A 21,183-nucleotide genomic window follows, 5' to 3' on the forward strand; every position below is an offset into this window, starting at 1 on the left:
GCGGGTGCCGAACAGGCTGCGGGTGACCTCACGGGGGGACGGTGCGGGTGATCTGGCGCCCGGTCGGCGACTCGGCCTCGTCGATCCGCCCGGTGAGCCGCTCACAGGTCGCCCTTGACGTCGGCGAGCAGGACCGGGACCACGTTGTCGGACAGCTGCCCGGTCAGCGCCTGCAAAGGTCTCGGTCCTGCCGGTGCCGGTGGCGCCCACGACGAGGCCGTGCCGGTTCAGCGTGGCCAGCGGGATGCGGACCGGGGCCTCTGGATCGCAGGTCCCGTCGACCACGACCGTGGCGAGCTCGAGCGCGGCACCCTCGGTCGCGTGGTCGTCACATAGTCTGCAGCGATGACGGACCGGCTGGTATGGATCGACTGTGAGATGACCGGGCTCGACCTCGGCAACGACGCGCTCATCGAGATCGCGGCCCTGGTCACCGACGGTGAGCTGAACGTGCTCGGCGAGGGCATCGACCTGGTGATCGCCTGCGATCCGGCGAAGCTGGACGGGATGCCCGAGGTCGTGCGGAACATGCACGCGAAGTCCGGGCTGACCGAGGAGGTCCGCAGGGCCACCGTCACCCTCGGCGAGGCCGAGCGGATGGTGCTCGACTACGTCCGCGCCCACGTCCCGGACGCCCGCACCGCCCCGCTGGCCGGGAACTCGATCGCCACCGACCGCGGTTTCCTGGCCCGCGACATGCCCGACCTGGACGGCTACCTGCACTACCGGATGATCGACGTCAGCTCGATCAAGGAGCTGGCCCGCCGCTGGTTCCCACGGGTGTTCTACGCCAAGCCGGAGAAGGGCCTCGCGCACCGCGCGCTGGCCGACATCCGGGAGTCGATCCGGGAGCTCGCCTACTACCGCAAGGCGCTGTTCGTGGCGCCGCCCGGCCCGAGCACCGAGCAGGCCCAGTCGGCCGCGGCGGCCGTCGCGGACGTCGCCGCACAGGGCGACGACGGTCCGACCCCCGCCTGAACGGCACCGTCCGGCGGCAGCTATGCTGTGTCAGCGCTTCCGGAGATTCCCGGAGGTCGCGATGGTGGGTGTAGCTCAGTCGGTAGAGCACCTGGTTGTGGTCCAGGGGGCCGCGGGTTCAAGTCCCGTCACTCACCCGGTCGCCACCCCCGGTGATCGGCTCCGAAAGCCGGGTGCTAGATTTTCGGAGTCGAGAATGCCAGGGCAGAGCGACAGGAAGTACAATTCCATATCTCTGCGCCGTTAGCTCAATGGCAGAGCAGCTGGCTCTTAACCAGCGGGTTCGGGGTTCGAGTCCCTGACGGCGCACACCATTCCGGAAATGCCCGCGGAGTTCACTCCGCGGGCATTTTCCGATTCTCGGGAGTTCGCCGGCCACGTGACACTCGTCGCCACGACAGGCCCGGACGGCCCGGACCCACCACGATGTCCCCATGGCCCGACCCGACCACACCGTCTTCCTCCGGCGGTCATTCTCCAAGATGGACCAGCTGGCGACGCCGTTCATCACCGGACGCAGGCTCTCCCGGGCCCTGGCCCAGGTCGTCCCCCGCGGGACCGACGGCGTCGTCGTCGAGCTCGGCGCGGGTACCGGCGTGCTGGCCGAGCCGATCCGCGCCCGGCTCGGCCCGGACACCCGCTACGTCGCCCTCGAGATCGACGAGGAGCTGGTGGCGCACCTGCGCGCGCACAAGCCGTGGCTGGAGGTGGTCCAGGCCGACGTCACCGACCTGGACCGCATCCTCGACGACCTCGGGATCGACCGGGTGGACGCGTTCGTCTCCACCCTGCCCTGGGCGGTGTTCCCGCAGGCCATGCGGCTGCACGTGATGAGCGTGATCGCGCAGCGGCTGGTCCCGGACGGGGCGCTCAGCATGATCGTCACCTGGATGGCGCTGCCGAACCGGGTGCGCGACCTGCGCACGCTGCTCGACGGGCTCTTCGACGAGGTGGTGGAGACCGCGACCGAGTGGCGCAACCCCCCGCCGGCCCGGCTGTTCCTCTGCCGCCGACCGCACCACAATTCCCTTGACGAAGAAGATACTTGATCGGTGAGCTAGCATGGCAGGCATGAACGCACCGGGCCGGACGGTCGTCGCGGGCGGTGGCCCGGGCGGGATGCTGCTGGCCTACCTGCTGGCCAGGGCCGGGCTGCCGGTCACCCTGCTGGAGCGGCACCAGGACTTCGACCGCGACTTCCGCGGTGACTCGCTGCACCCGTGGACCCTGGAACTGCTCGACCGGCTCGGCCTGACCGGACGGCTGCTGGAGCTGCCGCACCTGCAGGCCCGCAGGTTCCGGTTCCGCACCCCGCGCGGGACGGTCACCACCTCCGACTACGGCCTGCTCGACACTCCCTACGACTACGTCGCGCTGATGCCGCAGGCCCGCTTCCTGGACTTCCTCGCCCGGGAGGCGGCGGCGTGGCCGTCGTTCGAGCTGCGTACCGGGGCGGCGGTGAGTGGCCTGCTCGGCTCCGGCACGGCGGCCGACCCGGTCCGTGGCGTCACCCTGCGCGACGGCGAGGAGATCCCGGCCGACCTCGTCGTCGCCGCGGACGGCCGGTTCTCCAAGCTGCGCACCCTGGCCGGGAGGAGCGCGGAGTCGCTGGGTGCGAGCACCGACCTGCTCTGGTTCAACCTTCCCCAGCACGAGGACGATCCGCCGGACGCCGATGTCGACCTGTTCTTCGGCGAGCACCACTACGTCGGCCTGCTCGGCGGGCCCGGGCGCAGCGGCCGGGCCCGCTGGCAGGTCGGCTTCTCGCTGCCCAAGGGCGGGTACCCGGCGCTGCGCGCGGCCGGGGTGGAGGCGGTCCGCCGGGAGGTCGCCGAACGGGTCCCGTGGCTGGCCGACCGGGTGCACCTGCTCACCGACCTGAACGAGACGACCCTGCTCTCGGTGGACATCTCCCGGGTCCCCCGGTGGCACCGGCCCGGCATGCTGCTGATCGGGGACGCGGCACACGTGATCTCCCCGGTCGGCGGCAACGGGATCCTGATGGCCTGCCAGGACGCCGTCGCAGCGGCGAACCACCTGGTCCCGGCGCTGCGCGCCGGAGCCCCCGGGGACGCGGTGCTCGCCGCGGTGCAGGCGGAGCGGGAGCCGGCCATCGTCACCGTGCAGGAGCAGCAGGTGCAGGTGGAACGCAAGGTCGCCCGCGCCCGCGAGCGGGGCCGGCCGGTCACCCCGCCGGGGTTCCTGCGGCTGCTGACCCGGGTCCCGGCCATCCGGCGGCGGTCGGCCCGGCGCAACGCCTACGGCCCGGTCCCGGTGCACCCGTCCCCCGCACTGGAGCGCGCCCTCGACCTGAGCCCGAGCCCGGCGATCATCCCGTCGTAACGTCGGGGCATGCCCGAGCCCGTCCCGCCCGTTCTCACCGGTGCCGTCCCGCTGGCCCACGTCGAGCGGGAAGGCACCGTCGAGTCCGTGCACCTGGGCACGGTCGCGGTCCGGGACGCCGGTGGACGGCCGTGCGGCCCGGAACGCGGCGACCCGGACACGCCGTTCCTGCCGCGCTCGGCGCTGAAGCCGATACAGGCCGTCGCGCTGCTGCGGGCCGGGCTCGCGCTGGACGGCGAGCTGCTCGCCCTGGCGTGCGGCAGCCACTCCGGCGAGCCCGCGCACGTCGACGGCGTGCGGCGGATCCTGGCCGGGGCCGGGCTCACCGCCGACGACCTGGACAACACCCCCGACCTCCCGCTCGGCGTCGACGCCGCCGCGGCCGCCCGCGCGGCCGGAACCGCACCGGCGCCGCTGCTGCAGAACTGCTCGGGCAAGCACGCGGGGATGCTCGCGGCCTGCGTCGCCGCCGGCTGGCCGGTCCGCGGCTACCGCGAGCCGCACCACCCGCTGCAGCGGCTGGTCGCCGACACGGTCGCCGACCTGACCGGCTCCGCCCCGTTCACGACGACCGTGGACGGTTGCGGCGCGCCGCTGTTCGGCAGCACCCCGGCCGGGCTGGCGCGGGCGTTCGCCCGGATCGCCGTCGCGGAGCCGGGGACGCCGGAGGGCCGGGTCGCGGCCGCGCTGCGCCGGCACCCGTGGTGGGTCGGCGGCACCGGACGGTCGGTCACCGCGCTGGCCACCGCCGTCCCCGGGCTCCTCGTCAAGGACGGCGCGGAGGGCGTGCTCGGCGCCGCCCTCCCGGACGGCCGCGCGCTGGCCGTCACCGTGCTGGACGGCTCGCCGCGCCCGTTGCCCGTGGTCGCGGGCGCCGTCCTGGACGCGCTCGGTGCGGGCACCCCCGCCCTCGCCGCCGCCACCCGGGTCGAGGTCCTCGGCCACGGCCGCCCGGTCGGGTCCGTGCGGGCCGTCCTGTCCTGATCCCGCCCGGCCCGAGCCCGGCCGGCGTGCCCCCGCGCCGGAGCGTCCGGACCACGACCGTCGCCCGCCGGAGCTCCGGATCGGGGCCCGTGTCGCGGTGCCGGCGTGACGACGGGTGCGGGCGGGCGAGGCCCGGTAGCGTGTCCGCTATGCCCGATCCCGGCGGCACCGTCGTCCTCCACCCGCGGCAGTGCGCCGGGACCGGGCTCGCGGCGCTGGCCGCCGTCGCGCTCCTCGCGGGCTGCGCCTCCGGCCCGCCCGCGGCACCGCAGGCCACCCCGGCCGCGCCCACCGGCGCCGACGGCCCCTCGGTCTCCGGGAGCGCGGCCACCCCCGGAGGCCCGCAGCCGCAGGCCGACACCGGGGAGCCCCGGGTGCTCGCGACCGGGCTCGCGACGCCGTGGGCGCTGTCGTTCCTCCCGGACGGGAACGCGCTGGTCACCGAGCGGGACTCGGCGCGGATCCTGCGGGTGTCCGCGCAGGGCGACGTGACGCCGGTCGGCGTCGTCGAGGGGGTGCAGGCGCGCGGCGAGGGCGGGCTGCTCGGCATCGCCGTCTCCCCCGGCTTCGCCACCGACCGGCGGGTGCTCGTCTACTACACCGCCGGCGGCGAGAACCGGATCGTCGCCCTCACCGCCGCCGAGGACGGGACGATCGACGGCGCGGCCCAGCAGCCGGTGCTCGACGGCATCCCGGCCGGCACCGTGCACAACGGTGGCGAGCTGGCCTTCGGCCCGGACGGGTTGCTCTACGTCGGCACCGGCGAGTCCGGCGACCGGGCGCGCTCGCAGGACCCGGCCGACCTCGGCGGGAAGATCCTCCGGCTGTCCCCGGACGGGACCCCCGCCCCGGGCAACCCGTCCGGTGGCCCGGTGTTCGCCACCGGCATCCGCAACTCGCAGGGCATCGCGTTCGGCCCCGACGGCGCCGTGTACGCCTCCGAGTTCGGCGCGAACACCGCGGACGAGCTGAACCGGATCGTGCCGGGAGGCAACTACGGCTGGCCCGAGGTGGAGGGCGCCGGGGGCGACGACCGATTCGTCGCGCCGCTGCTGACCTGGCCCACCGACGAGGCGTCGCCGAGCGGGCTCGCGCAGGCCGGCGGGTCGCTGTGGATGAGCGCGCTGCGCGGCGAGCGGCTGTTCCGGATCCCGCTCCGGGACGACGGGGCCGTCGGCGCGCCGCAGGAGCTGCTGACCGGGTACGGCCGGATCCGGGGCGTCGCCGCCGCCCCGGACGGCTCGGCGCTGTGGGTCACCACCAGCAACCGGGACGGCCGCGGCTCCCCCGCCGCGGACGACGACCGGATCGTGATCGTCCCGCTGCGCTGATCCGCGACGCGCGCCCGGCCCGGCGGGCGCCTCGAACGGTGCCGCGGTCAGCCCGCTGTCGTCACCTCGCGGGACGCCCCCGCGGCCCGGGCGAACCGGGCCGCCAGCACGTCCAGGTGCTCGATCAGCTCCGGCGGTTCCAGCACCGTGAACTCCGCCCCGAACGCGCCGAGCCAGACCCCGAGTGAGTCCAGGGTGTAGGCCCCGACCGCGAGCTCGCAGCGACCGTCGCCGAGGTCGGTCACGGTGCCGGACGCCGGCGTGACCCACTCCCCGACCTGGTCGGCGGGCGCGTCGAGGAGCACCCGCGCCCGGTGCGGGTAGGCACCCGAGGAGATCCCGCGCTGCGCGTGCCCGGCGACCCCGCCCGCCGGCGGGTCCCGCGGCGCGAACCGTGGCCCCGCGGGCAGCCGCAGCCGCATCCGGTCCACCCGGAACGTCCGCCAGTCGTCGCGGTCCGGGTCCCAGGCGACCAGGTACCAGCGACGGCCGGTGTGCACCAGGCCCTGCGGCTCGACGACCCGGCGGGTCGTGGCCCCGTCGTTCGTCGTGTAGTCGAGGCGCAGCCGCTCGTGGTCGCGGCAGGCCGCGGCGATCGCGGACAGGTCGTCGGCGTCCACGGTCGGGCCGCGCCCGGCCAGCGTCGCGGTCGCCGCGCCGAGGGCCGCGACCCGGCGCCGCAGCCGGTTCGGCAGCACCTGCTCCAGCTTGGCCAGCGCCCGCACCGAGGTCTCCTCGATGCCGGTCACCGTCCCGCCGGCCGCGGTCCGCAGTCCCACCGCGACGGCGACGGCCTCGTCGTCGTCGAGCAGCAGCGGGGGCAGTGCTGCCCCGGCGCCGAGCCGGTAGCCGCCCGTGGTCCCGGGCGTCGAGTGCACCGGATAGCCGAGTGTGCGGAGCTTGTCGACGTCGCGGCGTACGGTGCGCACGTCGACCTCGAGCCGCTCGGCCAGTGCCGGACCGGTCCAGTCGCGCGGCACCTGCAGCAGCCCGAGCAGGCGCAGCAACCGCGCCGAGGTCTCCATCACAGGACCAGTGTGCCGGTGATCGCGGGCAGCTCCGGTCCTCGACACCCGCCCCCTCCTCGTGGCGCCGTGGCGCGCCGGAGCGTCGCCGGGCGCCGCGTCAAGGCCCCACGACGCGGGTGGTTTACGGTCGCGGCCGTGGAGACGAGCGAGCGGGTCGGCCGGTACGTCCGGATGGTGGCCGTCGAGGGGCAGGGCCACGAGCTGGCGACGGCACTGCTCCGGGTGGCGGACGGGATGGCGGCCCAGCCCGGCTGCCAGGCCTACGTGGTGAACGCCGCGCCGGACGAGCCGGACGCGGTCTGGGTGACCGAGGTGTGGAGCGACGCCGCGGCGTCCGACGCGGCGCTGGAACGCGACCTGGGCGAGGCCGGGCTCGGCGCGGTACTGGAACTGCTGGCCCAGCCGCCGGAGTACATCGAGGTGACCCCGCTGGGCGGTCCCGGGCTGTCCTGAACCGCGCTCCGGGCGGGGTCCGCGGCGACGGACCCCGCCCGGACGGTCAGTTCTGCTCGGTGCGTTCCTTGCGCGCCCGCAGCGAACCCGGCTTGGCCTTCGCCGCCGGGTCGCCCCGGGTCTTGATCAGGCTCGCCACCGTGACGATCGCCAGGATGCCGAGGATGACCACCAGGCTGAGCATGGTCGGGATCTCCGGAACGGACGGCGAGATGTCGACGTGCAGCCAGTGCAGGACCAGCTTCACGCCGATGAAGCCGAGGATGATCGCCAGCCCGGTGGACAGGTACACCAGCCGGTCCAGCAGGCCCTTCACCAGGAAGAACAGCGCCCGCAGCCCGAGCAGTGCGAACGCGTTGCAGGCGAATACGATGTAGGCCTCCTGCGTCACGCCGAACACCGCGGGGATCGAGTCCAGCGCGAACAGCAGGTCGATGCCGCCGATCGCGACGAGCACCAGGAACAGCGGTGTGGCGACACGCTTGCCGTTGTCCCGGGTGAAGAGCTTGCCTGCGTCGTACTCGGTGCTGACCGGGAAGAGCCGCTTGGCGCCCTTCACGACCATGTTGTCCTCGATGTCCGGCTCCTCGTCCTTGTGCCGGTACAGCTGGACCGCGGTCCAGAGCAGCAGCACGCCGAAGACCAGGAACATGAACGAGAACAGGTTCAGCAGCGCAGCCCCGACCACGATGAAGATCGCGCGCATGATCAGGGCCAGCACGATGCCGAAGGTCAGCACCTTCTGCTGGTGCTCCTCCGGCACGGCGAACGTCGTCATGATGACGACGAAGACGAACAGGTTGTCGACCGAGAGACTCTTCTCGACGATGTAGCCGGTGAAGTACTGGGTGCCGAAGTCCCAGCCGTGCACCATCGCGAAGATCACGCCGAACGCGATCGCGACCGCGATGTAGAAGACCGACCAGGCCGTCGCCTCCTTGAAACCGACCTTGTGCGGCCGGAGCCACCCCTGGACGAGGTCGATCGCCAGGAGCGCGACGATCGCCCCCAGAGTGATGACCCATTCGAGCGCGCTCACCTCGAGCACAGCGAATCCCTCCCGGTCCCTGTGGTCCCACCGTCACCGGCACGGGCACCTTGCGAGGCGCACCATATCGGGCAGGACGGACACTGCGCCCGCCGTGCCGGACCGCGCATGTCGCCGTCCGGGCGGGAGCGGCGGCTCAGCCGCGCGAACGGCTCGCGAACACACCCTCGGCCGGGAACGCACCGTTCGCCATCGCGGTCCGCACGAAGGCCCCGCCGAGCTCCCCGAGCCGCGCCGCGCCGTCGGTGCCGAGCGCCGTCCAGGGCGCCGCGCCGAGCCGGTCCGTGGCGTCCTCCAACCGCTTGCGCAGCGCCGACCCGGCCTCGGTGAGCGCCGGCTCGGCCGCGTCGTCCCCGCCGCCGGCCGGTTCCAGCAGGCCGCGCCCGGCGAGGGCGTCGATGCCGGCGTTCCACTGCTGAGGGGTCCATCCCCGGCTGGCCATGGCGAACGCGACGGTGAATCCGGAGCCGGTGGCGGTCGCGGTCAGCAGCGCCTCCAGGCCGCTCAGCCCGGCCTCGAGCAGCAGCGCGATGTGCCCGTCGCCGCGGTGCTCGCGCAGGATCGACAGGGCGTGCCAGAGCACCAGGTGCGGCGAGGTCGGCCAGCCGAGGTCGAGGTGGCCGGCGGCCAGCGGCCGGCCCTCCGGCTGCACGGCCTCGGCGGCGGTGCGGGCCAGCCGGGCGGCCTCGGCCATCTCGGGCGAGGCCACGGCGTCGTCGCCGAGCAGCCGGCGCAGCGATGCGTCGGCGACCGCGAACCGGGCGGCGACCAGGTCGTCGGCCGTGGCCAGCGACCAGGCCCGCGGGATGAACCGGGCGACCAGGTCCGGGCTGAAGTTGTAGAAGGTGCCGGTGACCACGGACGGCCCGACCGGCCCCATCGGCGCGGCCCGGGGGGCGAAGTAGGTCATCCGGCCCTCCTCCAGGCAGGCCTCCCGGTAGGCGGGTTCCGCCTCCGCGGCGAAGTAGACCTGCGCGTGCAGCGGTTCGAGCCCGCGGGCCAGGCGCCCGGTGGCGGTAGCAACGTCGGTATCCACGGTCGCCGACGCTAACGCCCCGGCCGGCCTCCGGGTCACAGCAGCCCGGTCGAGCATCCGTCCGGACGGCGGTGACCGGCCGACGGCGCGCACCGCGGCGACCGGCCCGCCGTGATCGGCCGCCACCTCCCAAACGGTCGTCCGAATCACTCGTCCGGCCCATGACCGTGCTGTGGGGCACGTCATACGGTCGCCGGACGGCCCGGCACGGGTCGCACGCCCGCCTGCGGACACCGCGATCCGCATCGGTGAGAGATGAGGTCGTCATGGCACTGGACGAGGCCACGGCCGGGCTGCTCCGGCAGCTCGAGGAGAGCGGGGCGAAGCCGATCTCCCGGATGACGCCGGAGGAGGCCCGCGGACTCGGCGGCATGCTGCGCGAGCTGTACGGCCCCGGCCCGGCGGTGGCCCGCGAGCAGCAGTTCACCGTGCCCACCCCGGACGGGGACGAGATCGTGCTGCGGGCGCTGGCCCCGGAGTCCCCGACCGCGGTGCTCGTCTACTACCACGGCGGCGGCTGGGTGATGGGCGCGCTGGACGAGTTCGACACCCTCGGACGACTGCTGGTCCAGGCCACCGGTGCGACCGTGGTGCTGGTCGACTACCGGCTCGCGCCCGAGCACCGCTACCCCACCGCCGCCGAGGACGCCTGGACCGCGCTGGGCGCGGTCCAGGAGCGACTCGCCGACCTCGCCGGCGGGAACGACGTGCCGCTGGTCGTCGCGGGCGACTCCGCCGGCGGCAACCTCGCCGCGGTCGTCAGCCGCCGGGCCGCGCTGGCCGGTGGGCCCGCGCTGGCCGCGCAGGTGCTCGTCTACCCGGTCGCCGACGCCGACACCGGCACCGCGAGCTACACCGACCCGGCGAACCAGCTGATGCTCGATCGGGACGCGATGGTCTGGTTCTGGGACCACTACGTCCCGGCGGAGGCCGAGCGGGCGGACCCGGACGCCTCCCCGCTGCGCGCCACCGACCTGGACCGCCTGGCGCTGCCGCCGACGCTGGTGCTCACCGCCGAGCACGACGTGCTGCGCGACGAGGGCGAGTCCTACGCCGAGAAGCTGCGCGCGGCGGGCGTGCCCGTCGAGCACCGGCGCTTCGCCGGCCAGATGCACGGCTTCTTCACCATGGTCAACGTGCTGCCGGGCTCCGCAGAGGGCATCTCCTGGCTCGCCGAGCGACTGCGCGCGCTGATCACCCGCTGAGCCGCCTCGGTACACCCGACCGACGTCCCGACACCACCGCCCGACCTGCACCGACGCAGCACGCGACCGCACGGCGCGGTCGCGGGGAGGAGCCCGCGTGACCGAGACCAGCACCCAGCAGCTCGACGCCCTGATCGTGGGGGCCGGCTTCGCCGGCCTCTACCAGCTCAAGACCCTGCGCGACGACCTCGGGCTGCGGGCCCGGCTCGTCGAGGCGGGCGAGGGGGTGGGCGGGACCTGGTACTGGAACCGCTATCCCGGCGCCCGGTGCGACGTGGAGAGCCTGTCGTACTCCTACTCGTTCTCCCCGGAGCTCGAGCAGGAGTGGGAGTGGACCGAGAAGTACCCCACCCAGCCGGAGATCCTGCGCTACGCCGAGCACGTCGCGGATCGCTTCGACCTGCGCCGCGACATCAGCTTCGGGGTCCGGGTCGCGTCGGCGGTCTACGACGAAGGGCGCCGGCGCTGGACGGTCACCGCCGAGTCCGGCGCCGTGTACGACGCCCGGTTCCTGATCATGGCGACCGGCTGCCTGTCGGTGTCCAAGGCGCCGGAGGTCCCGGGCGCGGAGCGGTTCGGCGGCCCGATCCACCACACCGGGCACTGGCCGTACGAGGGCGTCGACCTGACCGGGCAGCGGGTCGGGGTGATCGGCACCGGGTCGTCCGGCATCCAGTCCATCCCGATCTTCGCCGAGCAGGCGTCCGAGCTGACCGTGTTCCAGCGGACGCCGAACTTCTCCATGCCCGCCGGCAACCGGCCGCTGGGGACCCAGGAGATCACCGACATGAAGGAGAACTACCGGGAATGGCGGGCGGCCCAGCGCACGTCCGGCTTCGGCGTCCCGGTACCGGCGCCGACGATGTCGGCGCTGGAGGACACGGAGCAGGGCCGGGCCGCCCGCTACCAGACCGGCTGGGACCAGGGGAACCTGACCGCGGTGCTGAACGCCTACACCGACACGCTCACCGACAAGGCCGCGAACGAGACCGCCGCCGAGTTCGTCCGGGACAAGATCCGGTCCATCGTGGATGATCCGGCGACGGCCGAGGCGATGTGCCCGACGTCGTTCGCGTTCGGCACCAAGCGCCCCTGCCTGGACTCGGGCTACTACGCGACGTTCAACCGGCCGCACGTCTCGCTCGTCGACCTGCGGTCCACCCCGTTGCAGGAGATCACCGAGCGCGGGATCCGCACCTCGGACGGCGAGTACGAGGTCGACACGATCATCTTCGCCACCGGGTTCGACGCGATGACCGGCGCGCTGAACCGGATCGACATCCGGGGCCGCGACGGCCGCACGCTCGCCGACGAGTGGGCGCACGGTCCCCGCTCGTACCTGGGGCTGGCCGTGTCCGGCTTCCCGAACCTGTTCACCGTGACCGGGCCGTCCAGCCCGTCGGTGCTGTCGAACATGATGGTGTCGATCGAGCAGCACGTGGAGTGGATCACCGGCTGCATCCGGGACCTGACCGAGCGGGGCCGGACCGAGATCGAGGCCTCGGACGAGGCCCAGGATGCCTGGGCCGCGCACGTCGAGGAGGTCGGCAACGCCACCCTCTACCCGACCGCGGACTCCTGGTACATGGGCTCCAACGTGCCCGGCAAGCCGCGGGTGTTCATGGCCTACATCGGTGGTGTCGGTCCCTACGCGGAGAAGATCACCGATGTCGCCAGGAGGGGCTACGAGGGCTTCGCCATGACCTGATCATGATCGCTCGGATCGTGACGGGGGCGCTGCCGGGGCGCGCTCTCGTCACGATCCCGACGATCAGCTCAGATGGTGAGCCCGGCGTCGGCGCCGGTGTTCACCGCCCGGACGAAGTCGGCCGGGGTGTCGGCGTCGCCCAGCACCCGGACCTCGACGCCGGTGTCGCGCAGGGTGCCGGCGAACTCCTCCCCCGAGGGCCGCCAGCCGATCGCCAGTGCGACGAGGTCGGCGGGCAGGCACTCCTGGGCACCGTCCGGCCCGGTACAGCGCACCTGCCCCTCCTCCACCGCGACGAGGGTGGTCCGGGTCCGCAGCTCGACGCCGTCGGCGCGCAGCGCCCGCACCAGGTTCCGCCGGGTGATCGCCTCGATGCCGCGGCCGACGGAGGAGGCCATCTCCACGATCGTCACCGATGCGCCGGCCGCGACGAGGGTCTCCGCGGTCTCGCAGCCGGTCGCACTCCCCCCGACGACGACCACCCGGTCCCCGGCGGGCACCGGCACCTCGCCGCGCAGCAGGGCCTGCGCGTCGTGCACGTGCGGCGCGTCGATGCCGGGGATCGGCGGGACCAGCGGGCTCGCCCCGGTCGCCACCACCACGACGTCCGGTGCCTGCGCGGCGACCAGGCCGGCGTCCACCTCGACGCCGGTGTGCACCGCGACGCCGAGCGCGGCCAGCCGGGCCGCCTGGTACTCCCGGTAACGCAGCACCTCGCGCTTGCTCGGCGCGATCCCGGCCACGTCGAGCTTCCCGCCGAGCTCCGGGTCCCGCTCGTAGAGGGAGACCTCGTGCCCGCGCAGCGCGGCCAGCCGGGCCGCCTCCATCCCGCCCGGGCCGCTGCCGGCGACCAGCACCCGGCGCGGCCGGGCCGCCGGGGTGACCCGCCAGGTCCGTTCCCGGCCTGCCTCCGGGTTCACCGCGCAGCGGGCACGCTCACCGCGCCCGACCAGGTCGACGCAGGCGTTGCAGGCGATGCACGGCCGCCGCTCGGCGAGCCGCCCGGTGCGGACCAGGTCCGGCCAGTCCGGGTCGGCGATCAGCCCGCGACCCAGCAGGACCAGGTCGGCGTCCCCGGAGGTGACGACGTCGGCGGCCAGGTCCGGATCGTCGAGCCGCCCGACCGCCATCACCGGCACCTCCCCGACCGCCGCCTTGACCGCGGCGGCCATCGCCCGCAGGTGCCCGCGCGGCACGGACATCGGCGCGAGGGTCTGCTGCAGCGACAGCCAGGTCCCGGCGCTGACGCTGATCGACGCGACCCCGGCCTCGACCAGCATCCGCGCGGTCTCGACCGCCTCGTCGAGATCGAGCCCGCCGCGCTCGGCGTCCGCGCCGTTGATCCGCCACACCAGCGGCACCCCGGGCCCGACGGCGTCGACGATCGCCCGGGCCACCGCGACCGAGAACCGGGCGCGGCCGGCCAGGTCGCCGCCCCAGCCGTCGGTGCGGTGGTTGGTGTGCGGGGACAGGAAGTTCGACGGCAGGTAGCCGTGCGCGCCGTGCACCTCGACGTAGCCGAACCCGGCATCGACGGCGCGGCGGGCGGCCGCGGCGTAGTCGTCCACGATCCGCTCGATCTCGGCCCCGGTGAGCTCGTGCGGGACCGGGGCGCGCGGGTTCAGCGGCACCGGTGACGGTGCCACCGACGGCCCATCCACCACCTGCCGGCCCGGGTGCATGAGCTGCACCCCGGCCGTGACGTCGTGCGGGGCCAGCGCCTCGACCAGCTTGCGCAGACCGGGCAGGTACTCGTCGGAGTGGATCCGCGGCTCCGGCCCGACCGAGTCCGGCGAGACCAGGCAGCCCTCGACGGTGATCGCCCCGACTCCACCGCGGGCACGCCGCTCGTAGTAGGCGACCGTGTCGTCGGTGATGTGCCCGGACTCGTCGAGGCAGGTCCCCATCGGGGCCATCACCAGCCGGTTGCGCAGGGTCAGCGGGCCGAGCCGGACCGGGGTGAACAGTGCGGCGTGCGCATCCATCAGTCCTCCCGCACGAACAGCGCCCGCACCGGGCAGGCATCCACCCCGATCCGCGCGACGTCCTCCTCGCCCTCGGGAACCGGTTCGTCGGCGCCGAGCGCGGTGAAGCCGTCGTCGTCCAGCGGGAACAGGTCCAGGTCGACCACGGAGCACTGCCCGTGCCCCTCGCAGCGGTCCCGGTCGGCGCCGATCCTCATGCCGGGTGCACCCACAACGACTCCATCGCCCGCGACGCGAGCGCGTCCTTCCACTCCGGCTCGGCGGCGAGCGCGAACCCGGGCAGCCGGTCGACGATCCGGGAGACCGCGATCCGGGTCTCGGACCGGGCCAGCTGGGCACCGATGCAGGCGTGGATGCCCTTCCCGAACGCGACGTGCGGGTTCGGGCTCCGCCCCAGGTCCAGCACGTCCGGGTCGGTGAACCGCTCCGGGTCCCGGTTCGCCGCCCCGAGCACCAGGTGCACCCGCTCCCCCGGGGAGATCGTCCGGCCGCCGAGCGAGGTCTCGGCGACCACCCACCGGTTCAACACCTTGATCGGACCGTCGAACCGCAGCAGCTCCTCGACGGCCGCGTTACGCAGCTCCGGATCGGCGCGTAGCCGGGCCAGCTCACCGGGGTTGCGCAGCAGCGCCAGCACCCCGTTGGCGATCGAGTTCGTGGTGGTCTCGTGCCCGGCGAACAGCAGCAGCGCGCACATGCCGACCAGCTCGTCGTCGGACAGGGCGTCGGTGCCCTCCCGGCCGGCGATCAACGCCGAGAGCATGTCCTCGCCCGGCTCGGCCCGGCGCGCCGCGACGAGCTCGCGGAAGTAGCCGTCCATCTCGCGCAGCCCCGCCAGCGCCCGCTCGTGCCGCTCGGCCCGGGCCTCGCCACCGGCCCCGAACGCGACCAGGGCCAGCTCGTCGGACCAGTCCCGGAAGCGGTCGCGGTCCTCCGGGGCGGCGCCGAGCATCGTCGCGATCACGGTCGCCGGCAGTGGGTAGGCGACCTCGGCGACCAGGTCCACCGGGTCGGTCCCGGTCGTGACGCCGTCCAGCAGCTCGTCGACCAGCGTGGTGATCCGCTCGTCCATCGCCGAGACCCGCTGGCCCTTGAACGCCCCCGCGGCGAGCTTGCGCAACCGGGTGTGCGCCGGCGGGTCGGTGACGACCATCCAGTCGGCCATCATCGCCAGCACCCGCTCCGACGCCGACGGCGCCGCGGCAGACTCTCCCGGGGACGTCTTGCCCTCGGCACGGCGGCGCTCGAGCACCGGGCGGACCCGGTCGTTGGACAGCGCCTTGTCCGCGAACGCGGCCGCGACGTCGGTGTAGCGGGTGACCAGCCAGGCGCGGTGCCGCTCGCTCCAGTGCACCGGGGCGTGCTCGCGCAGCTCCGCGTAGATCGGGTACGGGTCGGCCGCCGCGGCCGCTCCCAGCAGGTCGTCGGTGATCGCGCCGGTCATGCCGGCCTCCTCTCCTCGCTCCGGGCCAGCCCGCGGGCGCAGCCCAGCCGGTCGCGGACCACGTGCCCGGACACCACCCGGTCGCCAGCGGTGTGCACCAGCCCGACGGCGTGCAGGGTCGCCGGGCTGCCCGGCGCGGCGGCCGTGACGTCGTCCAGCCCGCCCGCGTAGCTCCCGGTGCAGGTCAGCCGGAACGCCACGGCGGGTCCGGCGGAGAACAGGTCGTCCACGACGACCTCGGCCCCGGCCAGCACCGGGCCGGCGCTGCCCGGCCCGCCGTCGTCGTAGCCGACGGCGTCGCCGGGGAGCCCGGCCGCGATCCAGTCGCGCACCACCCGCTCGGCCGCCGGATCGGCGGCGACGGCCACGGTGTCCCACGGCGCGACGGCCGGTGCGGGCACCTCCCCCGTCTCGCCGGCGGCCAGCCGGCGACGCCGGGTGAGGTAGTCCTGCTCGACGCTGTTGTCGGTCAGCCGGGCCCCGTTCCAGCGGTAGAGCCCCAGCCCGGTCCAGGTCGCGGCCGCCCCGGCGTGCTTGCACGATGCCCCGTGCTCGGAGAACCGCAGCGCCAGCCGGGTCCCGTCGGTGACGATCTCGTGCACGGTCAGCCCGAGCCCGGGGAACTGCGCGAACTGGGCCTGTGCCGCCGGCAGGTACGCCTCGTCCCGCCCGGCGACGACATGCGGCCCCATCCGCAGCACGTAGTCCGGTTCCATGATCTCGGGGCAGACGCTCGTGTCGTGCGGGTTGGTGTAGTGCACGACGTAGCGGCGCATCAACGCGACGAACGGGTCCATCCTCACCGTCCCTCGAACCGAGGCGGGCGCTTGGCCAGGAACGCGGCGATGCCCTCGGCGGCGTCGGCGGTGGAGTGCAGCACGGTCAGCGCCGACGTCGAGTGGTCGTGCTCGCCACGGTCCACACCGGCGTTGACCAGGTTCTTGCCGGTCGCGACGGCCAGCGGCGCGGCCGCGGCCGTCCGGGACGCCAGCGCCGACGCGGCGGCCCGCAGCTCGGCGGCCGGGTACACCTGCTGCACCAACCCGATCCGCAGTGCCGTGCCGGCGTCCACCCGCTCGCCGCCGAACATCATCAGCTTCGTCCAGTGCCTGCCGATCACCGACGGCGCCCGCAGCACCCCGAACCCGGGCACCAGCCCGACCGCGGTCTCCGGCATCCCGAACGTCGCGGTGTCCGCGGCCAGCACGACGTCGCAGGCCAGGGCGAGCTCGCAGCCACCGCCCATCGCGAAGCCGTTCACCGCGGCGATCACCGGCAGCGGCGACTCCTCCACCGCGGCGAAGGTCCGCATGCAGTCCTGCTGGAACGCGCGCTTGGCGGTCGCGTCGCCGAGCTCGGCGAACGAGGCGATGTCCCCGCCCGCGGAGAACGCCTTCCCCCCCGCGCCGGTGATCACCACCGCCCGGACCCGGGGGTCGGCCTCCAGCCGGGCCAGGGTGTCCCGCAGGTCCGGCCAGAACCGGCGGCCCATGGCGTTGCGCCGGGCCGGGTCGTCCATCGTCAGCCAGGCCACCCGCTCGTCGCCGGGGTCGGCCTCGACCCGCAGCGTCGACGCCGGGGTGGCCGGTGGCGCGCTCCCGTTCCGCGTGCTCATTCCGGGTCCCCCAGCGCGATGTCGATGCTGGCCGCGACCGCCTCGCGGGTGCGGGCCGGCTCGATGACGTCGTCCAGCGACAGGTGCGCCGCGGCCTCCCACGGCTCCGCCTCGCTGATCCACTCCGCGGTCAGCTGCTCGACCAGCTCGGCGTGCGCGGCCGGGCCCTGCTCGGCCAGCACCGCCTCCAGCCGGCGCCGGTGCACCGTGCGGACCCCGATCTCGGGGGCCATGAACCCGAGCTCGGCGGTCGGCCAGGCGTAGAGGAAGTCCGGCCGGGTCGGCCGCCCGCCCATCGCGAAGTGCCCGCCGCCGTAGGCCTTGCGCAGCACCACGCCGACCTTCGGCACCCGCGCGGAGGAGATCCGTGACACCAGCGCCTCGTAGCCGTGCAGGATGCCGCCGCGCTCGGCCTGGCGCCCGATCAGCAGGCCGGGGACGTCGTGCAGGAACACCAGCGGCAGCCCGAACGTGTCGCACAGGTCGACGAACGCCCGCTGCTTGGCCAGCGCGTCCGGGTCCAGCGCCCCGGCGCGGACGATCGGCTGGTTGCCGACGAGCCCCACCGGGCGGCCCTCGATCCGGGCCAGGGCGGTGAGCACGCTCGGGCCCCATCCGTCCGCCCAGGGCAGGATCGACGCCTCGTCGGCGAGGCAGCCGAACACCTCGCGCATGTCGTAACCGGACCGGGACCCGGTCGGCACCAGCGTCTCCAGCTCGGCCGGGTCCCGGCCGGGCGGCCGGGCCGGGGCGAGCGGCGCCGGGCGCGACGAGTTCGCTGGCAGGTAGGACAGGAACGCGGCGATCGCGTCCATCGCGTCCGCCTCGGTCTCGACGACCAGGTGCGCGTTCCCGGCCGCGGTGGCGGCCTCCGGGCCGCCGAGCTCGTCGTCGGTGACCTTCTCGCCGATCGCGGGCTCGACCACCGACGGGCCGGACAGCGCCAGCGACGACGAGCGCAGCATCACCACGAAGTGCGCGGTGGAGGCGTGCAGCGCGGAGTCGCCGTAGCTGGGTCCGAGCACCGCGGCCGCCCGCGGGACGACCGGGCTGCCGGGCTCCGGCTCGAGGAAGGTGCTGAAGTCCAGCGGCAGCCCGGAGAACCGCCAGCCGGACACGTCCGGCATCCGGCCGCCGTCGGCGTCGCAGAGCAGGACCAGCGGGAAGCCGTGGCGCTGGGCGTGCTCGATCAACCGGCCCTGCTTGCGCATGCTGGTCGGCGCGGTGGTCCCGGCGACGACGCTGGCGTCGATCCCGATCACCCCGATCCGCCGGCCGTCGAGCCGGCCGAACCCGGTGACGACGGCGTCGCCCGGGATGTGCTTGGCGGTGCGCCGCTCGGGCAGCGCCAGCGCCCCGATCTCGAACCAGGTCTCCGGGTCGACCAGCAGGTCGATCCGCTCGCGGACCGGAAGCCGTCCGGACTCGCGGTGCTTGCGCAGGCCCTCGGGCCCGCCCATCTCCCGGGCCCGTTCCTGACGCTCCCGCAGCACGGCCAGGCGCGCGGCCATGTCCGTGCCGGTGCCCGTCGGGTCGTCGCTTCCGCCGCTCATCGCGCCATCATCGACCCCTGGCCCGCGGGATGTGGTGCTGGTGGTGCTCACGCGCAGCCTCCTCCGGTGGGCCTGTCCTCGGCGATCACCGGTACGACGCTAGACTACCAGACGGCCGATTGGTAGACAGGCTTCATGACACTGGACCGCAGGACGCCGGGCACCGGACTGGGCACCGTGCTGGTCGCCAACCGCGGGGAGATCGCGGTCCGGATCGTGCGGGCCTGCCGCGAGGCGGGTCTGCGCGCGGTCGCCGTGTACAGCGACGCCGACGCCGGCGCCCCGCACGTCGCGCTGGCCGACGAGGCGCACCGGATCGGGCCGCCGCCGGCCCGGGACTCCTACCTCGACGTCGACGCGCTGCTCGGCGCTGCGAAGGCGGCCGGCGCGGACGGGGTGCATCCCGGCTACGGGCTGCTCTCCGAGGACGCCGGGTTCGCGGCCGCCGTGGCCGGCGCCGGGATGCGGTTCGTCGGCCCGTCGTCGCAGGTCATCGCCATGATGGGGGACAAGGTCGCGGCGCGGGGGATAGCCCGCGAGTGTGGGGTCGCCGTCCCGGAGGGCACCGGCGCGGTCGATCCGGACGACCCGGAACTGCCCGCCCGGGCGGCCGCGATCGGGTTCCCGCTGGTGGTGAAGGCCTCGTTCGGCGGCGGCGGGCGCGGGATGCGCGTGGTCACCGCACCGGACGGCCTGGCGGACGCGCTCACCGCGGCCGGGCGGGAGTCCGCGGCCGCGTTCGGCCGCTCCGAGGTGCACCTGGAGCGCTACCTGCCCCGGCCCCGGCACGTCGAGGTTCAGATCCTCGCCGACGACCACGGCACCGTCCTCGCACTGGGCGACCGGGACTGCTCGGCCCAGCGCCGGCACCAGAAGCTCCTGGAGGAGGCACCCGCGCCGGACCTCGACCCGGACCTGCGGGCCGCGATGGCCGACGCCGCGGCGCGGATCGCCCGGCGGGTCGGCTACTCCGGCGCCGGGACCGTGGAGTTCCTCGTGTCCGGGGGCGAGTACGCGTTCCTGGAGATGAACACCCGGCTGCAGGTCGAGCACGGGGTGACCGAGCTGGTCACCGGCGTCGACCTGGTCGCCGAGCAGCTGCGGATCGCCGGCGGAGCACCGCTGTCGCCGCCCGTCGTCGACGCTGCGGACGCCGCGCCACGGGGGCACGCGATCCAGGCCCGGATCGCCGTCGAGGACCCGCGGGCCGGGTTCCGGCCCGCGCCCGGTCGGATCGGCGCGCTGGTGCTGCCGTCGGGCCCGGGCGTGCGGACCGACTTCGGCGTCACGGGCGGCGGCACCGTGCCGGGGGACTACGACTCGATGATCGGCAAGGTGCTGGCGCACGCCGCCGACCGGGACGCCGCCCGGCGGCGCCTGGGGCTCGCGCTGGACGAGCTCGTCGTCGAGGGACCGCCGACGACCGCGGCCTACCTGCGCGCAGTCCTCGACACCGAGGCCTTCGCGGCCGCCGCCCACGACACCGGGTCGGTGGAGCGGGACTGGGTCCCGGAGGCGCTGCTCGGCCCCGCGACACCGGACGCTGCGACACCGGGCACTGGGGCACCCGGGGGCGAGGCACCCGGGAACGCGACACCGGGGGCCGGCGCGGTGGGGGCCGGGGCGCCGGAGGGCGCGACGGCCGGCGGCGCGGTGGCCGTGAGTCCGGGCCCCGGGAGCGCGGGCACCGGCACACCGGTCCGCCGGGTCCGGATCGCCACCGAGCGCGGTCCGCTCGACCTGCTGGTCCCCGGCCGCCGCTCGACCGCCGGTGCCGCGGGGGCTGCGGCCCCCGCCCGTCCCACCCGCTCCGGCGACGACACCGCCGGGCCCGGCGACACCGCCGCCGCGGCAGGCGCCCCGACCGCCCCGATGGACGCCACGGTCGTCGCGGTCCGCGTGGTGCCGGGTGACGCCGTCGCCGCGGGCGACGTCGTCGTCGTACTGGAGGCGATGAAGATGGAGATGGAGATCCGCGCCGGAGCCGCGGGAACGATCGCCGCAGTGCCGGTCACCGCCGGTGCACCGGTCTCCGCGGGTGCGGTGCTCGTCGAGCTGACCTGACCCCGCTCCCCCGCAAGCCACACTCCCGCCGAGATGTAGCTCAGGCTCGCGTGGAGATCGACAATTCACCCTGAGCCGCATCTCGGCGGGGGAGACCCGACCTCGCTCGCGCGGTTGGTCAACCGTTGACAATCCTGCGTCGCGGAACGCACCGTACCTCCGACCGAGACACGACGTGATCTCCATCAAACCCGGGACGAGACACCCGGCGGGCAGTGTTCCTCCAGGTCCGCTGAGCCGACGGGCTCACACTGACGGGATCGAACTCGGCCTCGGGGTGGTCGCCCCGGACTCGACGTGCACGGCAACAGCGTTCGCAGGGTCAACCTGTGTCGCGAGCTCTCCGAGCACTTCGGCCTGCATGTTCACGCGGCCCCCGCAAGTCCCGGTTCGGACGCATCGCCGCCC

At 74.6% G+C, this 21,183-nt stretch carries 18 protein-coding genes, 2 tRNA genes and 1 pseudogene; 11 read left to right on the top strand and 10 right to left on the bottom strand.

Going from position 1 to position 21,183, the window contains the following annotated elements; translation table 11 throughout:
* Positions 1 to 104 precede the first annotated feature (104 nt).
* Positions 105 to 324, bottom strand: a pseudogene (locus ACLFMI_RS25285) (helicase HerA-like domain-containing protein); the annotation flags it as partial.
* A gap of 21 nt (positions 325 to 345) precedes the next feature.
* Here ACLFMI_RS25285 and orn point away from each other — a divergent pair.
* The 7 genes from orn (at position 346) to ACLFMI_RS25320 (ending at position 5,636) form a co-directional block, all read left to right on the top strand.
* On the top strand, positions 346 to 978 hold the full coding sequence (gene orn / locus ACLFMI_RS25290; protein WP_410950460.1) for an oligoribonuclease: 633 nt from the start codon (positions 346 to 348) through the stop codon (positions 976 to 978).
* Positions 979 to 1,042: 64 nt separating this feature from the next.
* A tRNA-His gene (locus ACLFMI_RS25295) sits at positions 1,043 to 1,115 on the top strand.
* A gap of 100 nt (positions 1,116 to 1,215) precedes the next feature.
* Positions 1,216 to 1,287, top strand: a tRNA-Lys gene (locus ACLFMI_RS25300).
* Between the two features lie 125 nt (positions 1,288 to 1,412).
* On the top strand, positions 1,413 to 2,027 hold the full coding sequence (locus tag ACLFMI_RS25305; RefSeq protein WP_410950461.1) for a class I SAM-dependent methyltransferase: 615 nt from the start codon (positions 1,413 to 1,415) through the stop codon (positions 2,025 to 2,027).
* 22 nt (positions 2,028 to 2,049) lie between these two features.
* Positions 2,050 to 3,321 carry an FAD-dependent oxidoreductase gene (locus tag ACLFMI_RS25310; RefSeq protein WP_410950462.1) on the top strand — a complete coding sequence of 424 codons (1,272 nt, stop codon included), beginning with the start codon at positions 2,050 to 2,052 and terminating at the stop codon, positions 3,319 to 3,321.
* Positions 3,322 to 3,330: 9 nt separating this feature from the next.
* Positions 3,331 to 4,305, top strand: coding sequence for an asparaginase (locus tag ACLFMI_RS25315; RefSeq protein WP_410950463.1), 975 nt, complete (start codon positions 3,331 to 3,333; stop codon positions 4,303 to 4,305).
* A 149-nt stretch (positions 4,306 to 4,454) separates the two neighbouring features.
* Positions 4,455 to 5,636, top strand: coding sequence for a PQQ-dependent sugar dehydrogenase (locus ACLFMI_RS25320; RefSeq protein WP_410950464.1), 1,182 nt, complete (start codon positions 4,455 to 4,457; stop codon positions 5,634 to 5,636).
* Between the two features lie 47 nt (positions 5,637 to 5,683).
* Here the strand turns inward: ACLFMI_RS25320 and ACLFMI_RS25325 are convergent, their stop codons facing one another.
* Positions 5,684 to 6,664: a helix-turn-helix transcriptional regulator gene (locus tag ACLFMI_RS25325; RefSeq protein ID WP_410950465.1), complete on the bottom strand. Its 981-nt coding sequence runs from the start codon at positions 6,662 to 6,664 to the stop codon at positions 5,684 to 5,686.
* 135 nt (positions 6,665 to 6,799) lie between these two features.
* Here ACLFMI_RS25325 and ACLFMI_RS25330 point away from each other — a divergent pair, with 135 nt between their 5' ends.
* On the top strand, positions 6,800 to 7,117 hold the full coding sequence (locus ACLFMI_RS25330; RefSeq protein WP_410950466.1) for a putative quinol monooxygenase: 318 nt from the start codon (positions 6,800 to 6,802) through the stop codon (positions 7,115 to 7,117).
* A gap of 46 nt (positions 7,118 to 7,163) precedes the next feature.
* Here the strand turns inward: ACLFMI_RS25330 and ACLFMI_RS25335 are convergent, their stop codons facing one another.
* Positions 7,164 to 8,165: a TerC family protein gene (locus ACLFMI_RS25335; protein WP_410950467.1), complete on the bottom strand. Its 1,002-nt coding sequence runs from the start codon at positions 8,163 to 8,165 to the stop codon at positions 7,164 to 7,166.
* A gap of 136 nt (positions 8,166 to 8,301) precedes the next feature.
* Positions 8,302 to 9,201: an SCO6745 family protein gene (locus tag ACLFMI_RS25340; protein WP_410950468.1), complete on the bottom strand. Its 900-nt coding sequence runs from the start codon at positions 9,199 to 9,201 to the stop codon at positions 8,302 to 8,304.
* 266 nt (positions 9,202 to 9,467) lie between these two features.
* Here ACLFMI_RS25340 and ACLFMI_RS25345 point away from each other — a divergent pair, with 266 nt between their 5' ends.
* Together ACLFMI_RS25345 and ACLFMI_RS25350 are read left to right on the top strand one after the other, a co-directional pair.
* Positions 9,468 to 10,406: an alpha/beta hydrolase gene (locus ACLFMI_RS25345; protein ID WP_410950469.1), complete on the top strand. Its 939-nt coding sequence runs from the start codon at positions 9,468 to 9,470 to the stop codon at positions 10,404 to 10,406.
* A 97-nt stretch (positions 10,407 to 10,503) separates the two neighbouring features.
* Positions 10,504 to 12,114 carry a flavin-containing monooxygenase gene (locus ACLFMI_RS25350; protein WP_410950470.1) on the top strand — a complete coding sequence of 537 codons (1,611 nt, stop codon included), beginning with the start codon at positions 10,504 to 10,506 and terminating at the stop codon, positions 12,112 to 12,114.
* 68 nt (positions 12,115 to 12,182) lie between these two features.
* Here the strand turns inward: ACLFMI_RS25350 and ACLFMI_RS25355 are convergent, their stop codons facing one another.
* From ACLFMI_RS25355 to ACLFMI_RS25380, 6 genes are read right to left on the bottom strand one after another with little or no spacing between them, the layout of a single operon-like run.
* A complete protein-coding gene (locus ACLFMI_RS25355) occupies positions 12,183 to 14,099 on the bottom strand; it encodes an oxidoreductase (RefSeq protein WP_410950471.1) in 1,917 nt (638 codons plus the stop codon).
* Entirely contained in the window at positions 14,099 to 14,296 is a 198-nt protein-coding gene (locus tag ACLFMI_RS25360) for a ferredoxin (protein WP_410950472.1), read from the bottom strand. The genes ACLFMI_RS25355 and ACLFMI_RS25360 overlap by 1 nt, the downstream gene beginning before the upstream one ends.
* Positions 14,293 to 15,543, bottom strand: coding sequence for a cytochrome P450 (locus ACLFMI_RS25365; protein WP_410950473.1), 1,251 nt, complete (start codon positions 15,541 to 15,543; stop codon positions 14,293 to 14,295). Before ACLFMI_RS25365 ends, ACLFMI_RS25360 begins: the two co-directional genes overlap by 4 nt.
* A complete protein-coding gene (locus tag ACLFMI_RS25370) occupies positions 15,540 to 16,340 on the bottom strand; it encodes an ester cyclase (protein WP_410950474.1) in 801 nt (266 codons plus the stop codon). Before ACLFMI_RS25370 ends, ACLFMI_RS25365 begins: the two co-directional genes overlap by 4 nt.
* A 2-nt stretch (positions 16,341 to 16,342) precedes the next feature.
* Entirely contained in the window at positions 16,343 to 17,158 is an 816-nt protein-coding gene (locus ACLFMI_RS25375) for an enoyl-CoA hydratase/isomerase family protein (RefSeq protein WP_410950475.1), read from the bottom strand.
* Complete coding sequence (locus tag ACLFMI_RS25380; RefSeq protein ID WP_410950476.1) at positions 17,155 to 18,711, bottom strand: acyl-CoA carboxylase subunit beta; 1,557 nt, start codon at positions 18,709 to 18,711, stop codon at positions 17,155 to 17,157. The genes ACLFMI_RS25375 and ACLFMI_RS25380 overlap by 4 nt, the downstream gene beginning before the upstream one ends.
* 135 nt (positions 18,712 to 18,846) lie before the next feature.
* Here ACLFMI_RS25380 and ACLFMI_RS25385 point away from each other — a divergent pair, with 135 nt between their 5' ends.
* On the top strand, positions 18,847 to 20,775 hold the full coding sequence (locus tag ACLFMI_RS25385; RefSeq protein ID WP_410950477.1) for an ATP-binding protein: 1,929 nt from the start codon (positions 18,847 to 18,849) through the stop codon (positions 20,773 to 20,775).
* Positions 20,776 to 21,183 lie beyond the last annotated feature (408 nt).

The organism is Pseudonocardia nantongensis, from assembly GCF_046546495.1.
Classification (GTDB): domain Bacteria; phylum Actinomycetota; class Actinomycetes; order Mycobacteriales; family Pseudonocardiaceae; genus Pseudonocardia; species Pseudonocardia nantongensis.

Excerpts from the sequence above, each read along its gene's own strand:
- ACLFMI_RS25305 (WP_410950461.1), top strand. The coding sequence starts at position 1,413 with ATGGCCCGACCCGACCACACCGTCTTCCTCCGGCGGTCATTCTCCAAG.
- orn (WP_410950460.1), top strand. The coding sequence starts at position 346 with ATGACGGACCGGCTGGTATGGATCGACTGTGAGATGACCGGGCTCGAC.
- ACLFMI_RS25380 (WP_410950476.1), bottom strand. The coding sequence starts at position 18,711 with ATGAGCGGCGGAAGCGACGACCCGACGGGCACCGGCACGGACATGGCC.
- ACLFMI_RS25355 (WP_410950471.1), bottom strand. The coding sequence starts at position 14,099 with ATGGATGCGCACGCCGCACTGTTCACCCCGGTCCGGCTCGGCCCGCTG.
- ACLFMI_RS25385 (WP_410950477.1), top strand. The coding sequence starts at position 18,847 with ATGACACTGGACCGCAGGACGCCGGGCACCGGACTGGGCACCGTGCTG.
- ACLFMI_RS25315 (WP_410950463.1), top strand. The coding sequence starts at position 3,331 with ATGCCCGAGCCCGTCCCGCCCGTTCTCACCGGTGCCGTCCCGCTGGCC.
- ACLFMI_RS25360 (WP_410950472.1), bottom strand. The coding sequence starts at position 14,296 with ATGAGGATCGGCGCCGACCGGGACCGCTGCGAGGGGCACGGGCAGTGC.
- ACLFMI_RS25345 (WP_410950469.1), top strand. The coding sequence starts at position 9,468 with ATGGCACTGGACGAGGCCACGGCCGGGCTGCTCCGGCAGCTCGAGGAG.
- ACLFMI_RS25365 (WP_410950473.1), bottom strand. The coding sequence starts at position 15,543 with ATGACCGGCGCGATCACCGACGACCTGCTGGGAGCGGCCGCGGCGGCC.
- ACLFMI_RS25320 (WP_410950464.1), top strand. The coding sequence starts at position 4,455 with ATGCCCGATCCCGGCGGCACCGTCGTCCTCCACCCGCGGCAGTGCGCC.
- ACLFMI_RS25370 (WP_410950474.1), bottom strand. The coding sequence starts at position 16,340 with ATGGACCCGTTCGTCGCGTTGATGCGCCGCTACGTCGTGCACTACACC.
- ACLFMI_RS25375 (WP_410950475.1), bottom strand. The coding sequence starts at position 17,158 with ATGAGCACGCGGAACGGGAGCGCGCCACCGGCCACCCCGGCGTCGACG.
- ACLFMI_RS25310 (WP_410950462.1), top strand. The coding sequence starts at position 2,050 with ATGAACGCACCGGGCCGGACGGTCGTCGCGGGCGGTGGCCCGGGCGGG.